The 16,663-nt window shown below is 65.1% G+C and carries 15 protein-coding genes and 5 pseudogenes; 11 read left to right on the top strand and 9 right to left on the bottom strand.

Annotated elements, in window-relative coordinates:
* Positions 1-4: 4 nt before the first annotated feature.
* The 7 genes and pseudogenes from IPL75_09005 to IPL75_08975 all read right to left on the bottom strand — a co-directional run bounded on the left by IPL75_09005 (position 5) and on the right by IPL75_08975 (position 6,557).
* Positions 5-1,408 carry a hypothetical protein gene (locus IPL75_09005; GenBank protein ID MBK9240393.1) on the bottom strand — a complete coding sequence of 468 codons (1,404 nt, stop codon included), beginning with the start codon at positions 1,406-1,408 and terminating at the stop codon, positions 5-7.
* On the bottom strand, positions 1,405-2,319 hold the full coding sequence (locus tag IPL75_09000; GenBank protein MBK9240392.1) for a hypothetical protein: 915 nt from the start codon (positions 2,317-2,319) through the stop codon (positions 1,405-1,407). Before IPL75_09000 ends, IPL75_09005 begins: the two co-directional genes overlap by 4 nt.
* Positions 2,223-3,119, bottom strand: coding sequence for a DUF4175 family protein (locus IPL75_08995; GenBank protein ID MBK9240391.1), 897 nt, complete (start codon positions 3,117-3,119; stop codon positions 2,223-2,225). The genes IPL75_09000 and IPL75_08995 overlap by 97 nt, the downstream gene beginning before the upstream one ends.
* Positions 3,113-3,433: a hypothetical protein gene (locus IPL75_08990; protein MBK9240390.1), complete on the bottom strand. Its 321-nt coding sequence runs from the start codon at positions 3,431-3,433 to the stop codon at positions 3,113-3,115. Before IPL75_08990 ends, IPL75_08995 begins: the two co-directional genes overlap by 7 nt.
* The gene (locus IPL75_08985; protein ID MBK9240389.1) at positions 3,417-4,655 is read right to left on the bottom strand and encodes a BatA domain-containing protein; all 1,239 of its coding nucleotides are present in this window, start codon (positions 4,653-4,655) and stop codon (positions 3,417-3,419) included. The genes IPL75_08990 and IPL75_08985 overlap by 17 nt, the downstream gene beginning before the upstream one ends.
* Before the next feature lie 5 nt (positions 4,656-4,660).
* Positions 4,661-5,461, bottom strand: a complete 801-nt coding sequence (locus tag IPL75_08980) for a DUF58 domain-containing protein (protein MBK9240388.1) — start codon at positions 5,459-5,461, stop codon at positions 4,661-4,663.
* Between the two features lie 116 nt (positions 5,462-5,577).
* Positions 5,578-6,557, bottom strand: a pseudogene (locus IPL75_08975) (AAA family ATPase).
* A gap of 60 nt (positions 6,558-6,617) precedes the next feature.
* On the opposite strand from IPL75_08975, the gene IPL75_08970 reads away from it, so the two are divergent.
* From IPL75_08970 to IPL75_08950, 5 genes are all read left to right on the top strand, one after another.
* Positions 6,618-6,851, top strand: coding sequence for a hypothetical protein (locus IPL75_08970; GenBank protein ID MBK9240387.1), 234 nt, complete (start codon positions 6,618-6,620; stop codon positions 6,849-6,851).
* Positions 6,848-7,207 carry a hypothetical protein gene (locus IPL75_08965; GenBank protein ID MBK9240386.1) on the top strand — a complete coding sequence of 120 codons (360 nt, stop codon included), beginning with the start codon at positions 6,848-6,850 and terminating at the stop codon, positions 7,205-7,207. Before IPL75_08970 ends, IPL75_08965 begins: the two co-directional genes overlap by 4 nt.
* Positions 7,134-7,553: a hypothetical protein gene (locus IPL75_08960; GenBank protein MBK9240385.1), complete on the top strand. Its 420-nt coding sequence runs from the start codon at positions 7,134-7,136 to the stop codon at positions 7,551-7,553. The genes IPL75_08965 and IPL75_08960 overlap by 74 nt, the downstream gene beginning before the upstream one ends.
* A 274-nt stretch (positions 7,554-7,827) precedes the next feature.
* Positions 7,828-8,700 (top strand): DUF4097 family beta strand repeat protein, encoded by an 873-nt coding sequence (locus IPL75_08955; GenBank protein MBK9240384.1) that lies wholly within the window; start codon positions 7,828-7,830, stop codon positions 8,698-8,700.
* Between the two features lie 228 nt (positions 8,701-8,928).
* Complete coding sequence (locus IPL75_08950) at positions 8,929-9,330, top strand: four helix bundle protein (protein MBK9240383.1); 402 nt, start codon at positions 8,929-8,931, stop codon at positions 9,328-9,330.
* Between the two features lie 118 nt (positions 9,331-9,448).
* Here IPL75_08950 and fabD read toward each other — a convergent pair.
* Positions 9,449-10,302: pseudogene (fabD, locus tag IPL75_08945) on the bottom strand (ACP S-malonyltransferase).
* 280 nt (positions 10,303-10,582) lie between these two features.
* On the opposite strand from fabD, the gene IPL75_08940 reads away from it, so the two are divergent.
* From IPL75_08940 to IPL75_08925, 4 genes and pseudogenes are all read left to right on the top strand, one after another.
* Positions 10,583-10,963 (top strand): hypothetical protein, encoded by a 381-nt coding sequence (locus IPL75_08940; protein MBK9240382.1) that lies wholly within the window; start codon positions 10,583-10,585, stop codon positions 10,961-10,963.
* Positions 10,900-11,322 (top strand): 4-phosphopantetheinyl transferase family protein, encoded by a 423-nt coding sequence (locus IPL75_08935; GenBank protein ID MBK9240381.1) that lies wholly within the window; start codon positions 10,900-10,902, stop codon positions 11,320-11,322. Before IPL75_08940 ends, IPL75_08935 begins: the two co-directional genes overlap by 64 nt.
* Positions 11,322-12,245, top strand: a complete 924-nt coding sequence (locus IPL75_08930; GenBank protein ID MBK9240380.1) for a metallophosphoesterase — start codon at positions 11,322-11,324, stop codon at positions 12,243-12,245. Before IPL75_08935 ends, IPL75_08930 begins: the two co-directional genes overlap by 1 nt.
* A 13-nt stretch (positions 12,246-12,258) precedes the next feature.
* Positions 12,259-13,282: pseudogene (locus IPL75_08925) on the top strand (ATP-grasp domain-containing protein).
* Here IPL75_08925 and IPL75_08920 read toward each other — a convergent pair.
* Positions 13,242-13,541, bottom strand: a complete 300-nt coding sequence (locus tag IPL75_08920) for a hypothetical protein (protein MBK9240379.1) — start codon at positions 13,539-13,541, stop codon at positions 13,242-13,244. The pseudogene IPL75_08925 and the gene IPL75_08920 sit on opposite strands and share 41 nt — an antisense overlap.
* Positions 13,542-13,650: 109 nt before the next feature.
* Between IPL75_08920 and IPL75_08915 the strand changes: the two are divergent.
* Positions 13,651-15,361, top strand: a pseudogene (locus tag IPL75_08915) (M20/M25/M40 family metallo-hydrolase).
* Positions 15,362-15,545: 184 nt separating this feature from the next.
* A pseudogene (locus tag IPL75_08910) lies at positions 15,546-16,659 on the top strand (IS30 family transposase).
* Positions 16,660-16,663 lie beyond the last annotated feature (4 nt).

The following is a 16,663-nucleotide window of genomic DNA, read 5'->3' as shown; positions in this document are numbered from 1 at the left end:
GAATTCACCCTGCCACTCGGCGACCCCATTCGCAGATGGCGATGATGACGGCCAGAGCCGAACAGGCGACACCGCGCCCGAGGTGGCGCGCATCTGCGCGGTGGGGACACCGCTCGAGAACGACAGAACTCCGACGCTCGTCGACTGCCCCGGCACCAGGACTCGCCGAGCCAGTGCAACGCTCACGAGCGGAGGTGTGGCGTTGGCTACAGCGGCGGCGGTGGACCGCCAGAACGCCGAGAATCCAATGGCGGCGCCCGCACGCGCGCGCCACCCGTCCATCGCGCTGCTCACCACGACTCGCCCGCTGCCGACAGGCATCTGCCACAGGAAATCGGCGAGCAGCTGATGGGTCGGCCTGGCCAAATGTCGCGAGCGGTGCGGCGAGCGGTGGCCAACGCGACGGCCAGAAGAACTCGCTCGCCGTGAAGCCCTCGCCACCCTCAACCCGAACCGGTTCTGCGCGACGGTCCTCCTGCCACGTGGCCTGACCCGTCAGTCGAAACAGGACGGGGTCGTCTGTGCCTTCGGGCAGAAGAACGACGGCGCCGTGGCGCTCTCGCAGATACCGCTCGAGGGACGCCGCTTCACTGGCTCCGAGCGCATCGGCTGCGCCCACAACCACGAGATCAAAGCCGTCGAGCGCGCGCGGGTCTGTCAGCGATGCCGGTGCCGGTCCGGTCTGCACCGCGGATGCGCGCGACGTGACGATACGAGTGGTGACCTGGAAGCGCGCATCCGTTTCGAGCGCCCGACGCACGAATGTGGCGGCATAGGTGGGACGGCCGTCAAACGCGAGGACGCGCCAGACACGTGCGGTCACATCGAGCACCGCATCGGCCGCGGCATCAGTGCGACCGGTGGCGGTGGCCTCCACGCGCACACGCGCGAGCCCGGGCCGTGCCGGGACAAACGTCAGCGGCACGGTGATGCGCGTGTCATCGCCCGCGACGCGCGCTTTCACCTCCTGCATCCGCAGGCCATCAACCACGAGCGCGACGGTCACTTCGCGATCGCCGGAGCCGTCAACGGACACCGTCGCCACGACCGGTGCCACCGAATCGATCGAGGCCTGTGCCGGGACCTTGAGGTCAAGCACACGCAGGCCGAGCGTGCCGCCGCCGGGCGTGACCGCAAAGACCACGGCTGACTGGGGAGGCCGCCATTCTTCGGGGACGTCGGAACCAGCCAGGACGTAGGCGGCGGCGCCCGCCACATCAACTCGGGAAACCGCAAATGTCGATTCAAGCGCCGCGGCAACCCGCGCGGCCAGATCGCGGTCGGACGCCGTCGCATGCGCCACCACCACCGTCGGTCGCACCTGGGTGGACCTGAGGAAGGCGGGATCGACCACAGCGGCAACGGCGATGAGTACGGCTGCCGCGCGAAGGATGCGCTCGCTCGTCACCGGCCGCCTCCTGAGCGAAGCGCGTCGGCGAGGGCTCCGAGCAAGCGGGCGCGCGCGGAATCCGGCCCGGCGGCGGGCGCAGTGGCGAGTTCCGCCGAAGCGACGGCCGTCAGCCGGGCCGCCGCGTCGCCGAGAGAGCGCCGCGCGACCTCTGCGTTGGCGGCGGCGATCGCCTCTGCGGCCGCACTGAGTCTGGAGGCGATATCCACGACGGGCGCCCCGCGCCCGTCGGCCACGAGCAAGCGCGCGGCCGCATTCGACAGCAGATCCGCGTGAGCCGGCGTGAGCGTGGCCGCGCGGGAGACATCGCTCACCGCGAGCAGTGCCGCGCGAACGGCTTCCACAAGGGTGCCGGCCTCGGCGGGTTCAACACTTCGCATGCCGCGGCCGAGGTCCGCCAGTTTTCCCTGGAGCCGGCGGGCCGTGTCGATGCGATTGCGCTCAGTGAGGGTGCGCAGGATGAACCGGCGGCGCGACAAGGCGCGCTGCATGGCGGCGAGCGCCACTCGCTCGCTGGTGAGCGCGGCCTTCAAATCGGCTTCCGTCAGTTGCGTGGCGGCGCGGCTCATCGACCGCGTGGCGAGTGCCAGATCGGCGCGGCCGGTATTGTCGAACCGGCCGTCGGTCACTTCGTGCTCGTGTTCGGCCTCCACAAATTCGTCTTCGAACTCGCCGCCCATCATGAACATGATTTCGGCGCGCACCGACCGCTGCTCGGCGGCAATCGACATGGCGTCATCGATCAACGCGTCCCTGGAGAGGCCGGGCGCACGCGCGATCAGGCGCTCGGTCTTGATGATCACCATCTGTTGACTCAGCGCGTATTTGTCCTGGCGATCGTCGATCGAGAACCCTTCCGCCATGGCGTCGCTCGCCGAAACGATTTCGACGAAGAAGGCATCGGATTCCACGGCGGGGCGCCGGGCCGGCCGTCGGTCGCCACACCTCGGTATACGACCATGTCGCCGATATCCAGCGCCATCGTGTCGAGCGGCAATACGCCAACAGCCGTCCATTCACGGTCGCTGGCGCGCGTGACCGTCACCGGCACTTCGCCTTCAGTGAACGTGAACGACTCGCCGGCGCCGGCAACCTTGGTATACGCCAACCGCAGGCTTTGCAGCGCCAGGTCGTCGCCAGCCTGGAGGCGGACGGTGATGCGCGTATTGCCATCCGTCAGATACAAGTCCTTGGCGGGCTCGGTGACGCGCACTTCGGGCGCGCGATCCACGACCGCGGTCACACCGATTAGTCGCCGCGGCCCGGCGGTGCCGGTGGCATCGAGTGGCGTGATGGCCAGGTAGCCATCGCTCTCCACCATCACGTCGCCGACAAACACTGCGGAGTCTCCACGATTGACGCGCTGGCTCCCCGCACTCGACTCGATCGTGACAGCGGCCGCGCCTGATGTGATCTGCACGCGGGCGCGCGAGCCCACGAGCACGGAGATGCGCTCAGGATTGCGCACAGTCTCTGCCGCACGACGCGTGTACGGGGGCGGCGTGACGACGATCTCGACTTGATCGACGACAGCAGCGGAAGAGGCGATGACCGCACCGGGCGCCAGACCCGGGAGGCGATCGGCGGGAAGGAACGTGACCAGCACCCACAACAGGACTGCGACCGCGACCGCGAGCACCGAACGCCCCCAGGGCCAGAGCGTCGCCGGCGCGATTCCGTCGGCCTGCCGCGCCGCATCATCGATCACCACGGCCTGGACGGCGGGGATGGCCGAGAGCCGCCCCTCGAGCAGGGCCTCGGCGGTGACCAGGACGTTTCGGCACTGGGGTGCCTTGGCTTCGATGAGGGCCGCGCTGTGGGCGCGCGCCCTCGTGTAGCCCAGAAGTGCGCGGCGGCGGCAATGATGCCGACACCGATCGTCACTCCGAAGTGGCGGGTGAAGACGAACGGCACGACGGCGACGGCAGCGCCGAGGGCGATGGCGCGCGCGGCAGCCTGCAGGCCAAGACGCCTGGGGACAAGTGCGAGCAGCGCGCGGACGCGGACGTCAGGCGGCGTCGGCATGGGCCACCTCGGATGACGCGACGCGGGTCGAGCGCCGCATCCCTGTTTCGAGCGCGAGCAGTGCGAGCGCCAGCGCCCAGAACCAGCGGCCGTCGCTGCGGCCGCTGTTGCGGCCGAGCGCCGGCCGTGGCGCGGGATCGCGCTGCCACGCCTGGAGCGTGGCAGGCGCGAGGGTGTCGGGCTCGCGCTCGGCGGGTGTCAGGGCCTGGGGCCCGGCGACGCGGAGGATGGCCGCCATCAAGGTGGCGGCCTCGAGGCTGCCGGGGTCGGCGTCGGTGAAGACGGCGATACCGGTCTCGGAAAAGACGTCGGGTGTCTTTTTCGCGAAAAAGACACCCGACGTCTTTTCCGCAGCCCAGCCGGCGCGGCGCAGTTCGTGACGGATGTCAGCAACCCAGCCGAATAGTTCAGGTGTATCGATCGGGCGGCTGGCGGCCCGCAACGCCGCATGGTCCGGTGCGTTGCGAAAGATCAGCGGGATCTCAAAACGACCTCTGAGGTCGTTTCCGGCGCGATCACCGGAAACGACCTCAGAGGTCATAAGTCCGCGCGCGGCCACTTCGGACGCCGCCGCACGGCGCGCGGCCTCGCTACCAGCGGCGCCCGCGACCACCCGCAATCGTCCGCGGGCCGGTGCCGGCTCGGCCGGCACCGGCCCGCTCACAGCCACCGGCACCAGGCGCACACCCGCATCCGGCGGCACCGCGTCCAGGTCGGACGCCACCAGCGCACCTGTCTGGAAATCCGACACCACCATCAATTCGCGCGGCGCCTCCTCGCGTGCCAGCCACCCCGCCGCTTGCGCCACACCATCCGCGAGCTGCTCCGCCGGAATCACCATCGCGGGTGGCTCGCCGGCCTCGGCGGCGAACGCCGCCGCCGCCTCACGCGCCACGTCCCGGCCCACGCGCCCATCTGCCAGCGCGCGCCCGAGGCTCGCGCTGGTGTCCACCACAATGGCGCGGGCCGGTCGCGCCGCAGGCGCGGCCGGCCGCACCCACACCGGCTGCGCGAGCGCGGCGACCGCTGACACCACGATCAACACACGAACCAGCAGCAGCGGCAGGTCGCGCAAACGATGTCGTCGCACAGACACCGGCGGCGTGCGCACCAGGAACTGCAGCGTTGGAAAAGCCAAACGGTCGGCCTGCTGTCGCGCGAGCCAGTGCACCAGGACCGGTGCGGCCACGGCGACGAGTCCGGCAAACGCCCAGGGCGCCATCCACATCATGGCGTCGCCCCGCGGCGGAGCAAGTAGCCACGCAACGCCTCGGCCGGCGACTCATCCGTCGTCATCAGCGCATAGTCGAAGCCGTCGCGCTTCGAGACTGAGCGCCACCCTTGCAGAAAGGCCGCCATGCGATCGCGATACGCTGCTCTGGTGGCGCGAGGGTCGAGCAACACACGCGCGCCCGTCTCAAGATCCTCGAAGTCAAGATCGCCCACAAACGGCAGATCCACTTCCTGCTTCGACACCACCTGCAACAGCGCGACGTCATGCCCGCGTCGATTGGCCCTGCGCAGTTCCACCTGCGTGGCCTCGGGCGCATCGTAAAAATCGGAGATCACACACACCAACCCACGGCGCCGCAGCAAGTCTGCCGCGCGCGTAATCACGGTTTGTGGTTCCCACGCCCCTGCGGGCTCGAGCCGATCAAGTTGCGCCAGCACCGTGCGCAGGTGCCCACGCCCACCCCGGGCGGGCACATACACCAATCGCCCCGCCTGCATCGTCATCAACCCGACAGCGTCGCCCTGGGTCACGATGAGATGCGACAGCGCTGCGGCCATCATCTGCGCGTAGCGGAATTTCGAAAGGCCGGTGTCCGGATAGGCCATCGACGCACTGCTATCGAGACAGATCACCGCCGACATGTTCGTGGTCTCGCGGAACTGCCGGGTATACAGACGGTCGGTGCGCGCGAGGACCTTCCAGTCCAGATACTTCAGGTCGTCGCCGGGACGATACGCGCGGGCACTGACTGAACTCGGTGCTGAAGCCGTGGAACGGACTGCGATGCTGCCCACTGCGCATGCCTTCGACAATCAGCCGCGCCACGACCTCCAGGTCGTCGACGGCAGCGACGAGTGCGGGCGAGAGAGCGCTAGGCATCAACCGCTCAATCCTCAATTACCAGTGGTGCCTACGGCGCGACGCTTTCCAGAAGCCGTGTCACAACCGTGTCCGTATCAATCCCGTCTGCCTCGGCCTGGAAGTTCAGGAGGAGACGATGGCGGAGCACGGGGGCAGCGATCGCGCGGACGTCTTCGGGCGCCGGCACACTCCGGCCGTCAATCAAGGCGAGCGCCTTGGCACCCAGCAGCAGCGCCTGTCCAGCTCGCGGACCAGCGCCCCACTTGACCCACTCGCGTATTACCGAAGGCGCGCTCTCGTCCGCAGGTCGCGTGGCGCGAACCAGTCGCAGGGCGATGACACCACATTGTCGGCCGCAGGCAGATCGCGCACGAGCGTACGAGCGGCCTCCAACTGCGCGCCGGCGGCCACTGGCGTGATCTCGGCCGCTGCGCGCGATGTGGTCTCTGCCAGAATTCGTCGTTCTTCATCAGCCGCCGGATAGTCGATGACCACGTTGAACATGAACCGGTCGAGCTGCGCCTCGGGCAACGGGTGTGTGCCCTCCTGCTCGATCGGGTTCTGCGTGGCGAGCACAAACAGCGGTCGCGCCAACGGATATCGCACGCCGCCGATCGTCACCTGATACTCCTGCATCGCTTCGAGCAGGGCCGCCTGCGTCTTTGGCGGGGTGCGGTTGATCTCGTCGGCCAGGATGATGTTGGCGAAGATGGGTCCGGGGATGAATCGGATCTCGCGCTTGCCTGTGGCCACGTCCTCTTCAATGATGTCGGTGCCGAGAATGTCGGACGGCATCAGGTCTGGCGTGAACTGGATGCGGCTGAACTTGAGATCCACGGCCTGGGCCAGGGTCTTGATCAGCAGAGTCTTGGCCAGTCCCGGCACACCCCGTAGGAGTACGTGGCCACCGGCGAGCAGGCAAATCAGCACTTCGCGCAGCACCTGACGCTGCCCGATGATCACTCGTTCCACTTCCCGCTGCAGCGCACCGACCAGCGCTGCCGTTTCGTCAAATTGTTGGCGCGACATGCCCGGCCATCTTACAGGGCTGTGACCTGGCCTGTCACACCCGCGCGAGATGCTGGATGCATGACAGAGACTCAGACGGAGACCCAGGGCAAGATTGTGTCGATCGCTGCGTTTCGGGCCACGAGGCCAAGCGACCGGCCGATGCCGCTACTTGATCACCTTGATCGCCCGGATCAATTTGCTCGACGGTTGAGTGCCGCTCGAACGATGCCGACCGCTCGCAGCATCGAACACCGCGAGCGCATGCTCGCGTTCTTACGAAAGCATCCGGCCTCTGCTACGCTCACCGGATGAGCGGACTCAACGACCCTATTCTGCCGGGCCCCGGCGCCACCGACTACGAACGGTATTTGCGCACCGACGAACTCCTGGCGCTGCAGAAGACTCCGGCACAGATGGCGCACCGCGATGAACTGCTCTTCCAGACCATCCATCAATCATCGGAACTGTGGATGAAGCTCGCGTGTTTCGAACTCGACACGGTGATCACCCACGTGCAGGCAGGCCGACTGTCGAACGCCATCCGGCCTGATGCGCCGGGCTGTGGCTGCGCTCGACCAGGTCCAGGGTGCGACGATGATGCTGGAGCATTTGGCGCCGTGGGACTACCACGGCGTCCGCACGCAGCTGGGACATGGGAGTGGGTTTGATTCGCCTGGCTTCCGCCAGATCCACGAACTCTCGCCGCGCCTGTCACAGGCCTTTAACGAACTCGTGGCCCAGCGCGGCATTACGTTGCGCGACATCTACCGCTTCAGCCACGAGCACGTCGATCTCTTCGAATTGGCCGAACGGATGCTGGACTGGGACCAGCGGCTGGTCATGTGGCGGACGCTTCACCTTAAGCTCGTCGAGCGCGTCATTGGGGGACACGTCATTGGCACTCAGGGAACGCCAGTCGAGGTGCTGGGCCGGCGGCTCGACGTTCGCTACTTCCAACCACTTTGGGACATTCGGAATGCGTTGACGGCAGAAGCTGGTACGAGCCCCGGCTGACGGCCCAGGTTGAAATGGCGAAATGTCACAAATGTCCGAAATGGCGAAATGTTGGACAAACCAAATCCCGGGAATGGTCGAATGTCCAAGGCGCGCAATGAACGAATGACCTTGGAGCGGCAGATTCAACCATTGACGGCCAAGGACATTCCGACATTCTTCCCTGCAATTGGTGTGTCCGGCATTTCGCCATTTCGGTCATTTGTGACATTTCGCCATTACAAGCGGCGCCAATAGCGGCGCCAAGAGCGGCGCAATGGGCGCAATGGGCGCAATGGCGGCGGCGCCCGCGGCGCCGCGAACCGCCGGCGCCCTGCGCGCGTATCATGCGTCATGCGATATCGCACACTCCCCGCGCGCCGCTTTCCACGCACTCTGGCCTTGCTCGGCGCCCCCGGCGCTGCTCGTCGCGCTGGCGCCCCTCGCCGCCTGCAACCTGCAGCTGTCCACTGATGTCGAAGCGAAGGACCAGTGGACCCGGTCCTATCCACTGACGCCCACCGGCCAGCTGATCATCAACAGCTCCAATGGCGGCATTAATGTGACGGCCGGGGACGGTGACACGGTCACCGTCACCGCCGAGCGCATCGTCAAAGCCGGCACCGAAGATGTCGCGAAGCAGCAGTTGGCGCTGTTCGAAATGAAGGAAGATGTGAAGCCCGACCGGGTCAGCATCGACAGCACCAGCCGCGGGATCATGATGAATGTGTCGCGCCGCGTGAACTACACGGTCACGATGCCGAAAGGCGCCTCGCTGTCGCTGGTCAACTCCAACGGCGAAATTGTGGTCACAAACATCGGCGGCCACTTCTCGGCGGAAACCAGTAACGGCAGTGTCACCGCGACTGGCCTGAAGCAGAGCGCGAAAGTCTCAACCACAAACGGGGTCATCGATCTCGGCTTCGAGTCGGTCTCAGGCGAAGGCATTGCTGCCGAAACCACCAACGGCATGATCACGCTCTCGTTGCCGAATAGCACCAATGCCGACTTCTCCGCCCGCGTCACAAACGGCGCCATCGAACGCGACAACCTGACGCTTCAGGTGTCGGAAGAATCGCGCCGCCGCCTGGACGGCCGCATGGGCACTGGAGGCGCACGTATCCGGCTGGAGACCACGAACGGCGCCATCACTGTCAGGGGTCGCTGACAGCCGGTGGCAATGGCGAAATGTCACAAATGTCCGAAATGGCGAAATGTCTGCAATGGGTGAATTCTTGAATTGACGAATGGCCACCCATTTATTGAATGGCTGAATGTCTGGCAGATTCTGCTTCCGCCAAATGAGCGGTCGTTGAAGAAACTGCAATGATCGCTGTGCGAGGGCCTGACTTCCTGCAAGAACAGCCTGGCATGCCGCTTGCTCACCCAGAGCGGCATGACCGATCGTGCCCGCATCGATGCCCTTGAGACCCGTAGCAGCCGCTTTGCGATTGATGTTGTGGATATCGTGCGAAGAGTCCGTGTGCAGCCGGAACTCCGGCCGGCCTGCGACCAGCTGAACCGCGCGGCTGGGAGCGTTGCCGCAAACCACCGCTCCGCAGGCCGCGCCCGTTCAACCAGGGAGTTCGCGGCCAAGCTCCAAATCGTTCACGAAGAGGCCGATGAGAGCGCGCATTGGCTGGCACAACTCAAGGCGACCAATCGCGACGCGCAGCTCAGGGGCCCCATTGAGCGAGCGCTTCAGGAAGCCATTGAACTCAGGAATATCTTTGGCCGGGCCCGCGCCACGACACGTGAGCGGTATTTCCCGGAGAAGGAACCAAGCAGCTCGAAGTAGGGTGAGACATTCAGCCATTCATTGAATGGGTGACCATTCGTCAATTCAAGAATTCACCCATTGCAGACACTTCGCCATTTCGGACATTTGTGACATTTCGCCATTACGCGAATCGCCCTCACGCTCGTCGCCGTTTCTTTATTTGCGCGACGAGCTTTGACAAGACAGTGCCAGGTCCGACTTCCTCGAACGCAGGCTCGGGTTGCGACAGCAGGAACTCCATCGAATCCAGCCAGCGGACCGAGTGACCGATCTGTTCTGACAAGGTCTCGCGCACGCGCGTCGTCGTAGGGCTTGCCGGTGACGTTGGAGATGACCGGAATCCCGGGGCGGCTGAATTCGACGCCGGCGAGGAACTCGCTGAACTCCGCCTCGGCCGCGCGCATACCGCGAATGGAACGGTGCGCTCACATTGAGCGGGATGGCCGCGCGAACGCCCGCGGCTTCAAACTGCTCCTTGACCGAGGCCAGGTCTTCCTGCGGCCCCGCGATGACCGTCTGATCGTAGGAATTGAAGTTCGCCACGTCGAGCCGGCGCCCGGCTTCGGTGGTCTCGAGCACGGCCTGAATCGCGGCCGGCTCCATGCCAATCACCGCCGCCATGCCGCCGCCACTCACCTGCCCCATGATCTGTCCACGCCGCTTGACCATCGCCAGCCCTGTGGCGAAGTCGTATACGCCTGCCGCGAGCAATGCGTTGAATTCGCCCAGGCTGTGCCCGGCCACAAAGTCCGGCACCGTCTTCCCGTCGTCGATCCGCGCCCGATACGTCAGCGCATTCACGACAAACAACGCCGGTTGGGTGAACTGGGTGCGCCGAAGTTCCTCGCGCGGATCGTCGACACACAACTCGCGAATCGAGAACCCAAGCACATCATCGGCCTGTGCCGTCCAATCGGGATACCGATCGAACAACTCAGCGCCCATACCTTTTGACTGCGACCCTTGTCCTGGAAACAAGCAGATGACCATGTGGTGATTGTAGCAATGACGCTTGGTGATCGTGGCAATGGCGAAATGTCACAAATGCCCGAAATGGCGAAATGTCTGCAATGCGAGAGTGGCCAAATCCCTCGAATGTCCAAGACGCGCAATGAGCGAATGACCTTGGAGCGGCAGATTCAACCATAGACGACCAAGGACATTCGAACATTCTTCCCTGCAATGGTTTGTCCGCACTTCGCCATTTCGGACATTTGTGACATTTCGCCATTGCCACAGTCACCAAGCGCCATTGCTACAATCACCAGACGTGTCCTTTCCACATCCTGCGGGTTCCGCCGTCAGCGTCTGTTGGGTCGACGTGTCGGCGGTCAGCGCAGGCGACGCGGCGACCTGGGTGGCGCGTCTGCCGCAGACCGAACGCGATCGATACACCCGTTACCGTCATCCGCTCTCTGCGCACCAGTTTCTGGTCGGTCGACTGCTGATTCGTGGCTGGCTCGAGGCGTTGTCGGGGACGCCCGCGGCGGTGTGGGAACTGAAGGAGGGCGAGCGGGGCCGCCCTGAAATTGCGGCGCCGTCATCGCCCTGGTCGTTCAACCTTGCTCATTCCGGCAACCTGGTGGCGTGTGTGTTGTCGTCGGTGGCCCGGTGGGCGTGGATCTCGAGGATCTGGATCGCCAGCCGCTGACGCGGGATCTGGCGCGGCGATTTTGCGCGCCGGCCGAAGTCGCAGACATCGAGCGGCAGCCGGAAGGCGCACAGACCCACCGGTTTCTGACCTACTGGACCTTGAAGGAGGCCTACTTGAAGGCGCGCGGCCTCGGTATCGCCGTCCACTTGGCCGATCTGGAGTTCAGTGTGGCTGGCGAGCACCCGACCATACATTTCCGCGACTCGCTCGTGGGCACCAGCCAGGACTGGGCGTTCGCGTTGTTTGAGCCGACGCCTCGATATCTGCTCTCGGTGGCCGTGCCACAGCCGGCCGGCTTGCCCCGGCCCGACATTGCCGTAAGCGAAGTGACGCTTGACGCGTTAACCGCCCGCTGATGCGCCTCCTTGCCATCAGCGACCTCCACCTCAGCCACAAGCTGAATCGCGCAGGGATCGAGGCGTTGGGCCAGTATCCCGAAGACTGGCTCATCGTGGCCGGTGACGTGGGCGAACGGGTTGAACACCTGCGCTTCGCGCTCGATCAGCTCACACCCCGCTTCGCCAAGGTCATCTGGACTCCGGGCAATCACGACCTCTGGTGCCCGCCCGACGCCACCGACCGCACCCGCGGCCAGGCCCGCTACGACCAACTCGTCGAAACCTGCCGCAGCTACGGGGTACTAACCCCAGAAGACCCCTACGCCCAGTTCCCCAGTTCCACCAGTTCCGCCAGTTCCGCCAGTTCCGCCAGTTCCGCCAGTTCCGCCAGTTCCGCCAGTTACATCTGTCCGATGTTCTTGCTCTATGACTACTCGTTTCGTCCGCCAGACGTGACGCGCGAAGGTGCGCTGGCCTGGGCCCGCGAGAGCGGCGTGGTCTGCGGCGACGAACAGATGCTTGACCCCACACCCTGGCCATCGCGCTCGGCGTGGTGTGCTGCGCGGTGCGACGAAACAGAAGCCAGATTGTCCGCCTTGCCGGCAGATGCCGAGACGGTGCTCATCAATCACTGGCCCTTGCGCTACGACCTCGCTCGTCCACCACGAGTACCGCGCTTCTCGATTTGGTGCGGCACGACGCGCACTGAAGACTGGCCGAGGCGCTTTCGCGCGCGCGCAGTTGTATCGGGCCACCTGCACATGCGCACGACGATCGTCAGACACGGCGTCAGACATGAAGAGGTGTCGCTCGGGTATCCGCGCGACTGGCATCAGGATCGCGGCGTCGATTGGTACCTCCGCGATGTGCTCACGACGACGTCGGAACACGCGTCGCGTTTTGTTCCAGCGCGAGATCCGTTTATGATTCCTCTGCAATGAGGTGGCACCGCGCATGAGGAGACTTCGCGTCCTCCTCCTTATTCATCATTACCTCGTCCCGCCAGACGACGTGTCGGGTATTGAGACCGACAAAGCTCCATGGCGGACGGAATACGACGTTCTCAAACGCTTCGCGACGATCTCAAGCACGAAGTGCGTGTGCTTGGCATCGCGGACGAATTGACGCCGATCAAACAAGCGGCTGAAGAATTCAAACCGCACATCGTCTTCAATCTTCTCGAGGCGTTTCACGAGGTCGGCACCTACGACCAGAACGTGGTGTCGTACCTGGAACTGCTGCGCTTGCCGTACACCGGCTGCAATCCGCGGGGCATGATTCTGGCGCGCGACAAGGCCTTGTCGAAGAAACTGCTGCAATACCACCGCATCTCCGCGCCCGATTTTGCCGTGGCGTACCGGCGCCGAAAGTTCAAGCTTCCCAAGCGGATGACCTATCCGGTGATTGTCAAGTCACTGACGCAGGAGGCCTCGATCGGCATTTCGCAGGCCTCGGTGGTGGAAGACGAACGGCGCATGCTGGAGCGCATCCAGTTTATTCACGACTCCATCCACACCGAAGCCATCGTGGAGCAATACATCGAAGGCCGCGAACTCTACTGCGCCATCGTCGGCAACGACCGGTTGCAGGTGTTTCCGGTCTGGGAGATGTTCTTCCAGAAGATGACCGACCGCCAACATCGCATTGCGACCTCGCGCGTGAAGTGGAGCGGCAGTTATCAGGAGAAGGCCGGCATCATGACGGGAGTGGCCGAGCCGTTGACCGAAGGTGTGCAGGAACGCATCCCGCGATGTGTAAGCGTGTGTATCGGGCGCTGCAACTGAGCGGCTACGCGCGCATCGACATGCGAACTGATGCCCAGGGACGCGTCTGGGTGATCGAGGCGAACCCGAATCCCCAGATTGCCATCGGGGAAGACTTCGCGCGGTCGGCCGACATGGCCGGGGTCCACTATCCGGCCCTGATTCAGCGCATTCTCAGGGCTGGTCTGCGCTGGGAACCCGAGAAGAACGGGTAGCGCAGATCTTCTCCCAGTGTTCCGGCTGCAGCGTGAGCGGCCAGTAGCGCTTGCGCAGCAGGATCACTTCGTCCACGTATCTCGATTTTTCCACCAGTCCGTCGTGACGGCGTTGCCGCAGGCGCCGGATTTCGTACCGGTACAGGTCGTTGACGGCGTCGCGCACCATGAGCGGCGGCGTCACGCTCGTGGGTTTCAGCCCATACATCAGCAGCGCCTGCGCCAGCTCCTCCGGATAGGTCCAAGTCTCGTGCGTCATGTATGATCCGCTTGCTCACCGCCTATCAGAACACGACTGGCGAGGGGTCCGATTCCCAACCTTTGAGGAGTGCTCAGATATGAGGCGCAGGCTGCTTCTTCCGTTGCTCATGTTCGGTCTTGCGGTGGCGTACCCCATCGCGCAGGCCACCCAGGCCCCACAGGAAACAATTGACAAGGACGTCAACGCCCGAATTCGCAAAGAAGGCTGGGACAACTCCCAACTCATGCGGACCATGCATTTCCTGACGGACGTGTATGGACCGAGGCTGACGGTTCGCCCAACCACGAAAACGCGGCGAAGTGGGCCGTGCAGCAGATGGAACAGTGGGGGTTCAAGAACGGCAAGCTCGAGCCGTGGGACTTCGGCCGGGCCGGCTGGCTCAACGAAAAGGCCAGCGGCCACATCCTCTCGCCGGTGAAAGACAATCTGGTGTTTGAAGTGCTCGCGTGGACGCCGTCCACCAACGGCACGGTCACCGCCGAAGGCGTCCATCTCATCACGCCCATGGGGCCCGTGGTCGACGCTCCGATTGCGGCCGACGTGACCGGCCGCGGCGGCGCCGGGCGTGGCAACGCGCCCCAGCGCCTGGGGCCGACCGAGGACGAACTCAACGCGTATTTCAAGTCCATCGAAGCCAAAGTGCGCGGCGGCATCGTGTTTGTGGGTGCCCATACGCAGGTGGCCTTCCAGGAAAACCCACCCGCCAAACGGCGGGACGACGAACAGACTAAAGCGCAGTTCAACCCGGATCCGAATGCGGCGCCTGGTGGCGCGGGCCGAGGCGGGCGAGGCGGCAATGCCCCCGGACGCGGTGGTCCACCGGCGGCGCCGGCAGGTCCAGCGCGACTGAGTGCGGCTGACGTGGCCACACGGGTCAACGCGTTCCTGATGACCGCAGGCGCCGCTCTGCGCGTCAATGACGCCGCTCGCGAACACGGCCAGATTCGTGCGTTCAACTACTCGGCGTACGACACGACCAAGACCGTCCCCACCGTGGTGCTGCGCAACGAAGACTACGGCCGCATCACGCGCATCATGGCTGACGGCACGCCGGTGCAGCTCGAATTCACCATCGTCAACCGCGACTATCCGGCGGGCCGGACGTCCTACAACGCCATTGCCGAGATTCCCGGCACGGACAAAGCCGATGAAGTGGTGATGCTGGGCGGCCACCGGACTCGTGGCACTCGGCAACCGGCGCCACGGACAACGCCGCCGGCAGCGTGATCATGATGGAGGCGGCTCGCATCCTTCAGGCCATCGGCGTCAAGCCGCGACGGACGATTCGCGTCGCGCTCTGGGGCGGCGAAGAACAGGGCCTGCTGGGCTCGCGTGCCTACGTGGCCGCGCACTTCGGCTCCGCCGAAGACCCGCTCCCCGAGTTCTCGAAGTTCAACGGCTACTTCAACATCGACTCGGGCACCGGCCGCGTCCGCGGCATGTCCGTGTTTGGCCCGCCTGAAGCGGCGCGGATTGTGGCAACGTACTTGAAAGAGTTTGAAGACTTCGGCGTCTATGGCGCCACGGCGTCAGCCAGCCGTGCGGCGGGCGGCACGGACAGCACCATCTTCAACGCGGCCGGCATCCCCGGCATCGGCGCCAGCCAGGATCCGATTGATATTAACAGCCACACGTGGCACACCAACCTCGACACCTACGAGCGCATCGTGGTGGACGACGTGAAGAAGTCGGCGATTGCGGTGGCGTCGGCGGTCTATCACATCGCGATGCGCGAGCAGATGCTGCCGCGCTTCGACAAGGCCGCGATGCCTGCCGCGCCTGGTACTGGTCGAGGCGGCGGGGCTCCGAACCAGTAAGACGGAAGGCCCTGAAGGATGACTCATCCTTCAGGGCCTTCACGCGTTGTGGTCGGTGCGGGTCGGCCTCGGCCTTGAGGAACAGGCCGAGCTACGTTCAGCTTCTCGGGCTTGAGGAACAGCCCGGGTGAATTCAAGCGGTGATTGCAACGGTCCACGGAGGTGGAGCGTGCAAGCATTCGACATGAGCGAAGTCCTGAAAGCAGAGATCTGGGCGCGGCGACAGCGGGGCGAAACGTCGCGGCGATGGGGCGGCGGTCGGCGCGTCGGGCCAAACGATCCATAGCGTGATTCGCGAGTGGGGCGGCATCCCGCCGCGCCCGGCGTCGCGCCCCGCGGACGCTGACGGCGGCGGAGCGCGAGGAGATTTCGCGTGGGGTGGCGGCCCACGACAGCTTCGCGGCCATCGGCCGACGGCTGCACCGTCCGACGTCGACCATCAGCCGCGAAGTGCATCGGCATGGCGGACGCACGCGGTATCGCGCGGCCACCGCCGACCACGCGGCGTGGCGGCGGGCCCGGCGACCGAAACCCTGTCGGTTGGCCCAGCAGCCGCGCTTACGCGCGGTCGTCGCGGCCGCCCTGACGCAGGATTGGTCGCCGCAGCAGATTGCCGCGTGGTTGCGGCGACGCTACCGTGATAATCCCGAGATGCAAGTCTCACACGAGACGATTTATCGCAGTCTGTTTGTCCAGGCCCGCGGCGTCCTCAAGCGCGCCCTCGTGCAGCATTTACGACGCGCGGGGCGTTACGACGCCCACGGGCCGGCCCGCCCTGACGCACTCGCGCATTGCGGATCTGGTCTCGATTCCGGGGCCGGCCGAGGCGACCGATCGCGCCGTCCGGGTCACTGGGAAGGCGATCTGCTCCGCGGGGCGCACCATTCCCACATTGCCACGCTGGTCGAACGGCACTCGCGGTTCGTGATGCTGGTGCGCACGCCGCAGATCGATGCGCCCAGCGTCGCGCGCACCGCGCGTCACATTCGCCAACTACCGCCACAACTGCGACGCTCGCTCACCTGGGATCGAGGGTCGGAGATGGCGGCCCATCGGCAATTTACGATGGCCACCAACGTCCAGGTAAGCTCTGCGATCCGCAGAGCCCGTGGCAGCGCGGCACGAAAACACCAATGGGCTGCTCCGGCAATGCTTTCCCCGAGGGCACGGACCTGCGCACCTTCAGCCAGGCGAAACTCAACCGGATTGCGGATCGGCTCAATACGCGTCCGCGCAAAACGCTCGATTATGAAACGCCTGCGGATAGACTAGCGGCGGCCGTTGCATCGACCGCGTGAATCG

Source organism: Acidobacteriota bacterium, assembly GCA_016716905.1.
In the GTDB taxonomy this organism is placed as follows: Bacteria; Acidobacteriota; Vicinamibacteria; order Vicinamibacterales; family SCN-69-37; genus SYFT01.
The sequence above is the reverse complement of the archived record's forward strand: the minus strand, read 5'-3'. Positions and strand labels throughout refer to the sequence as shown.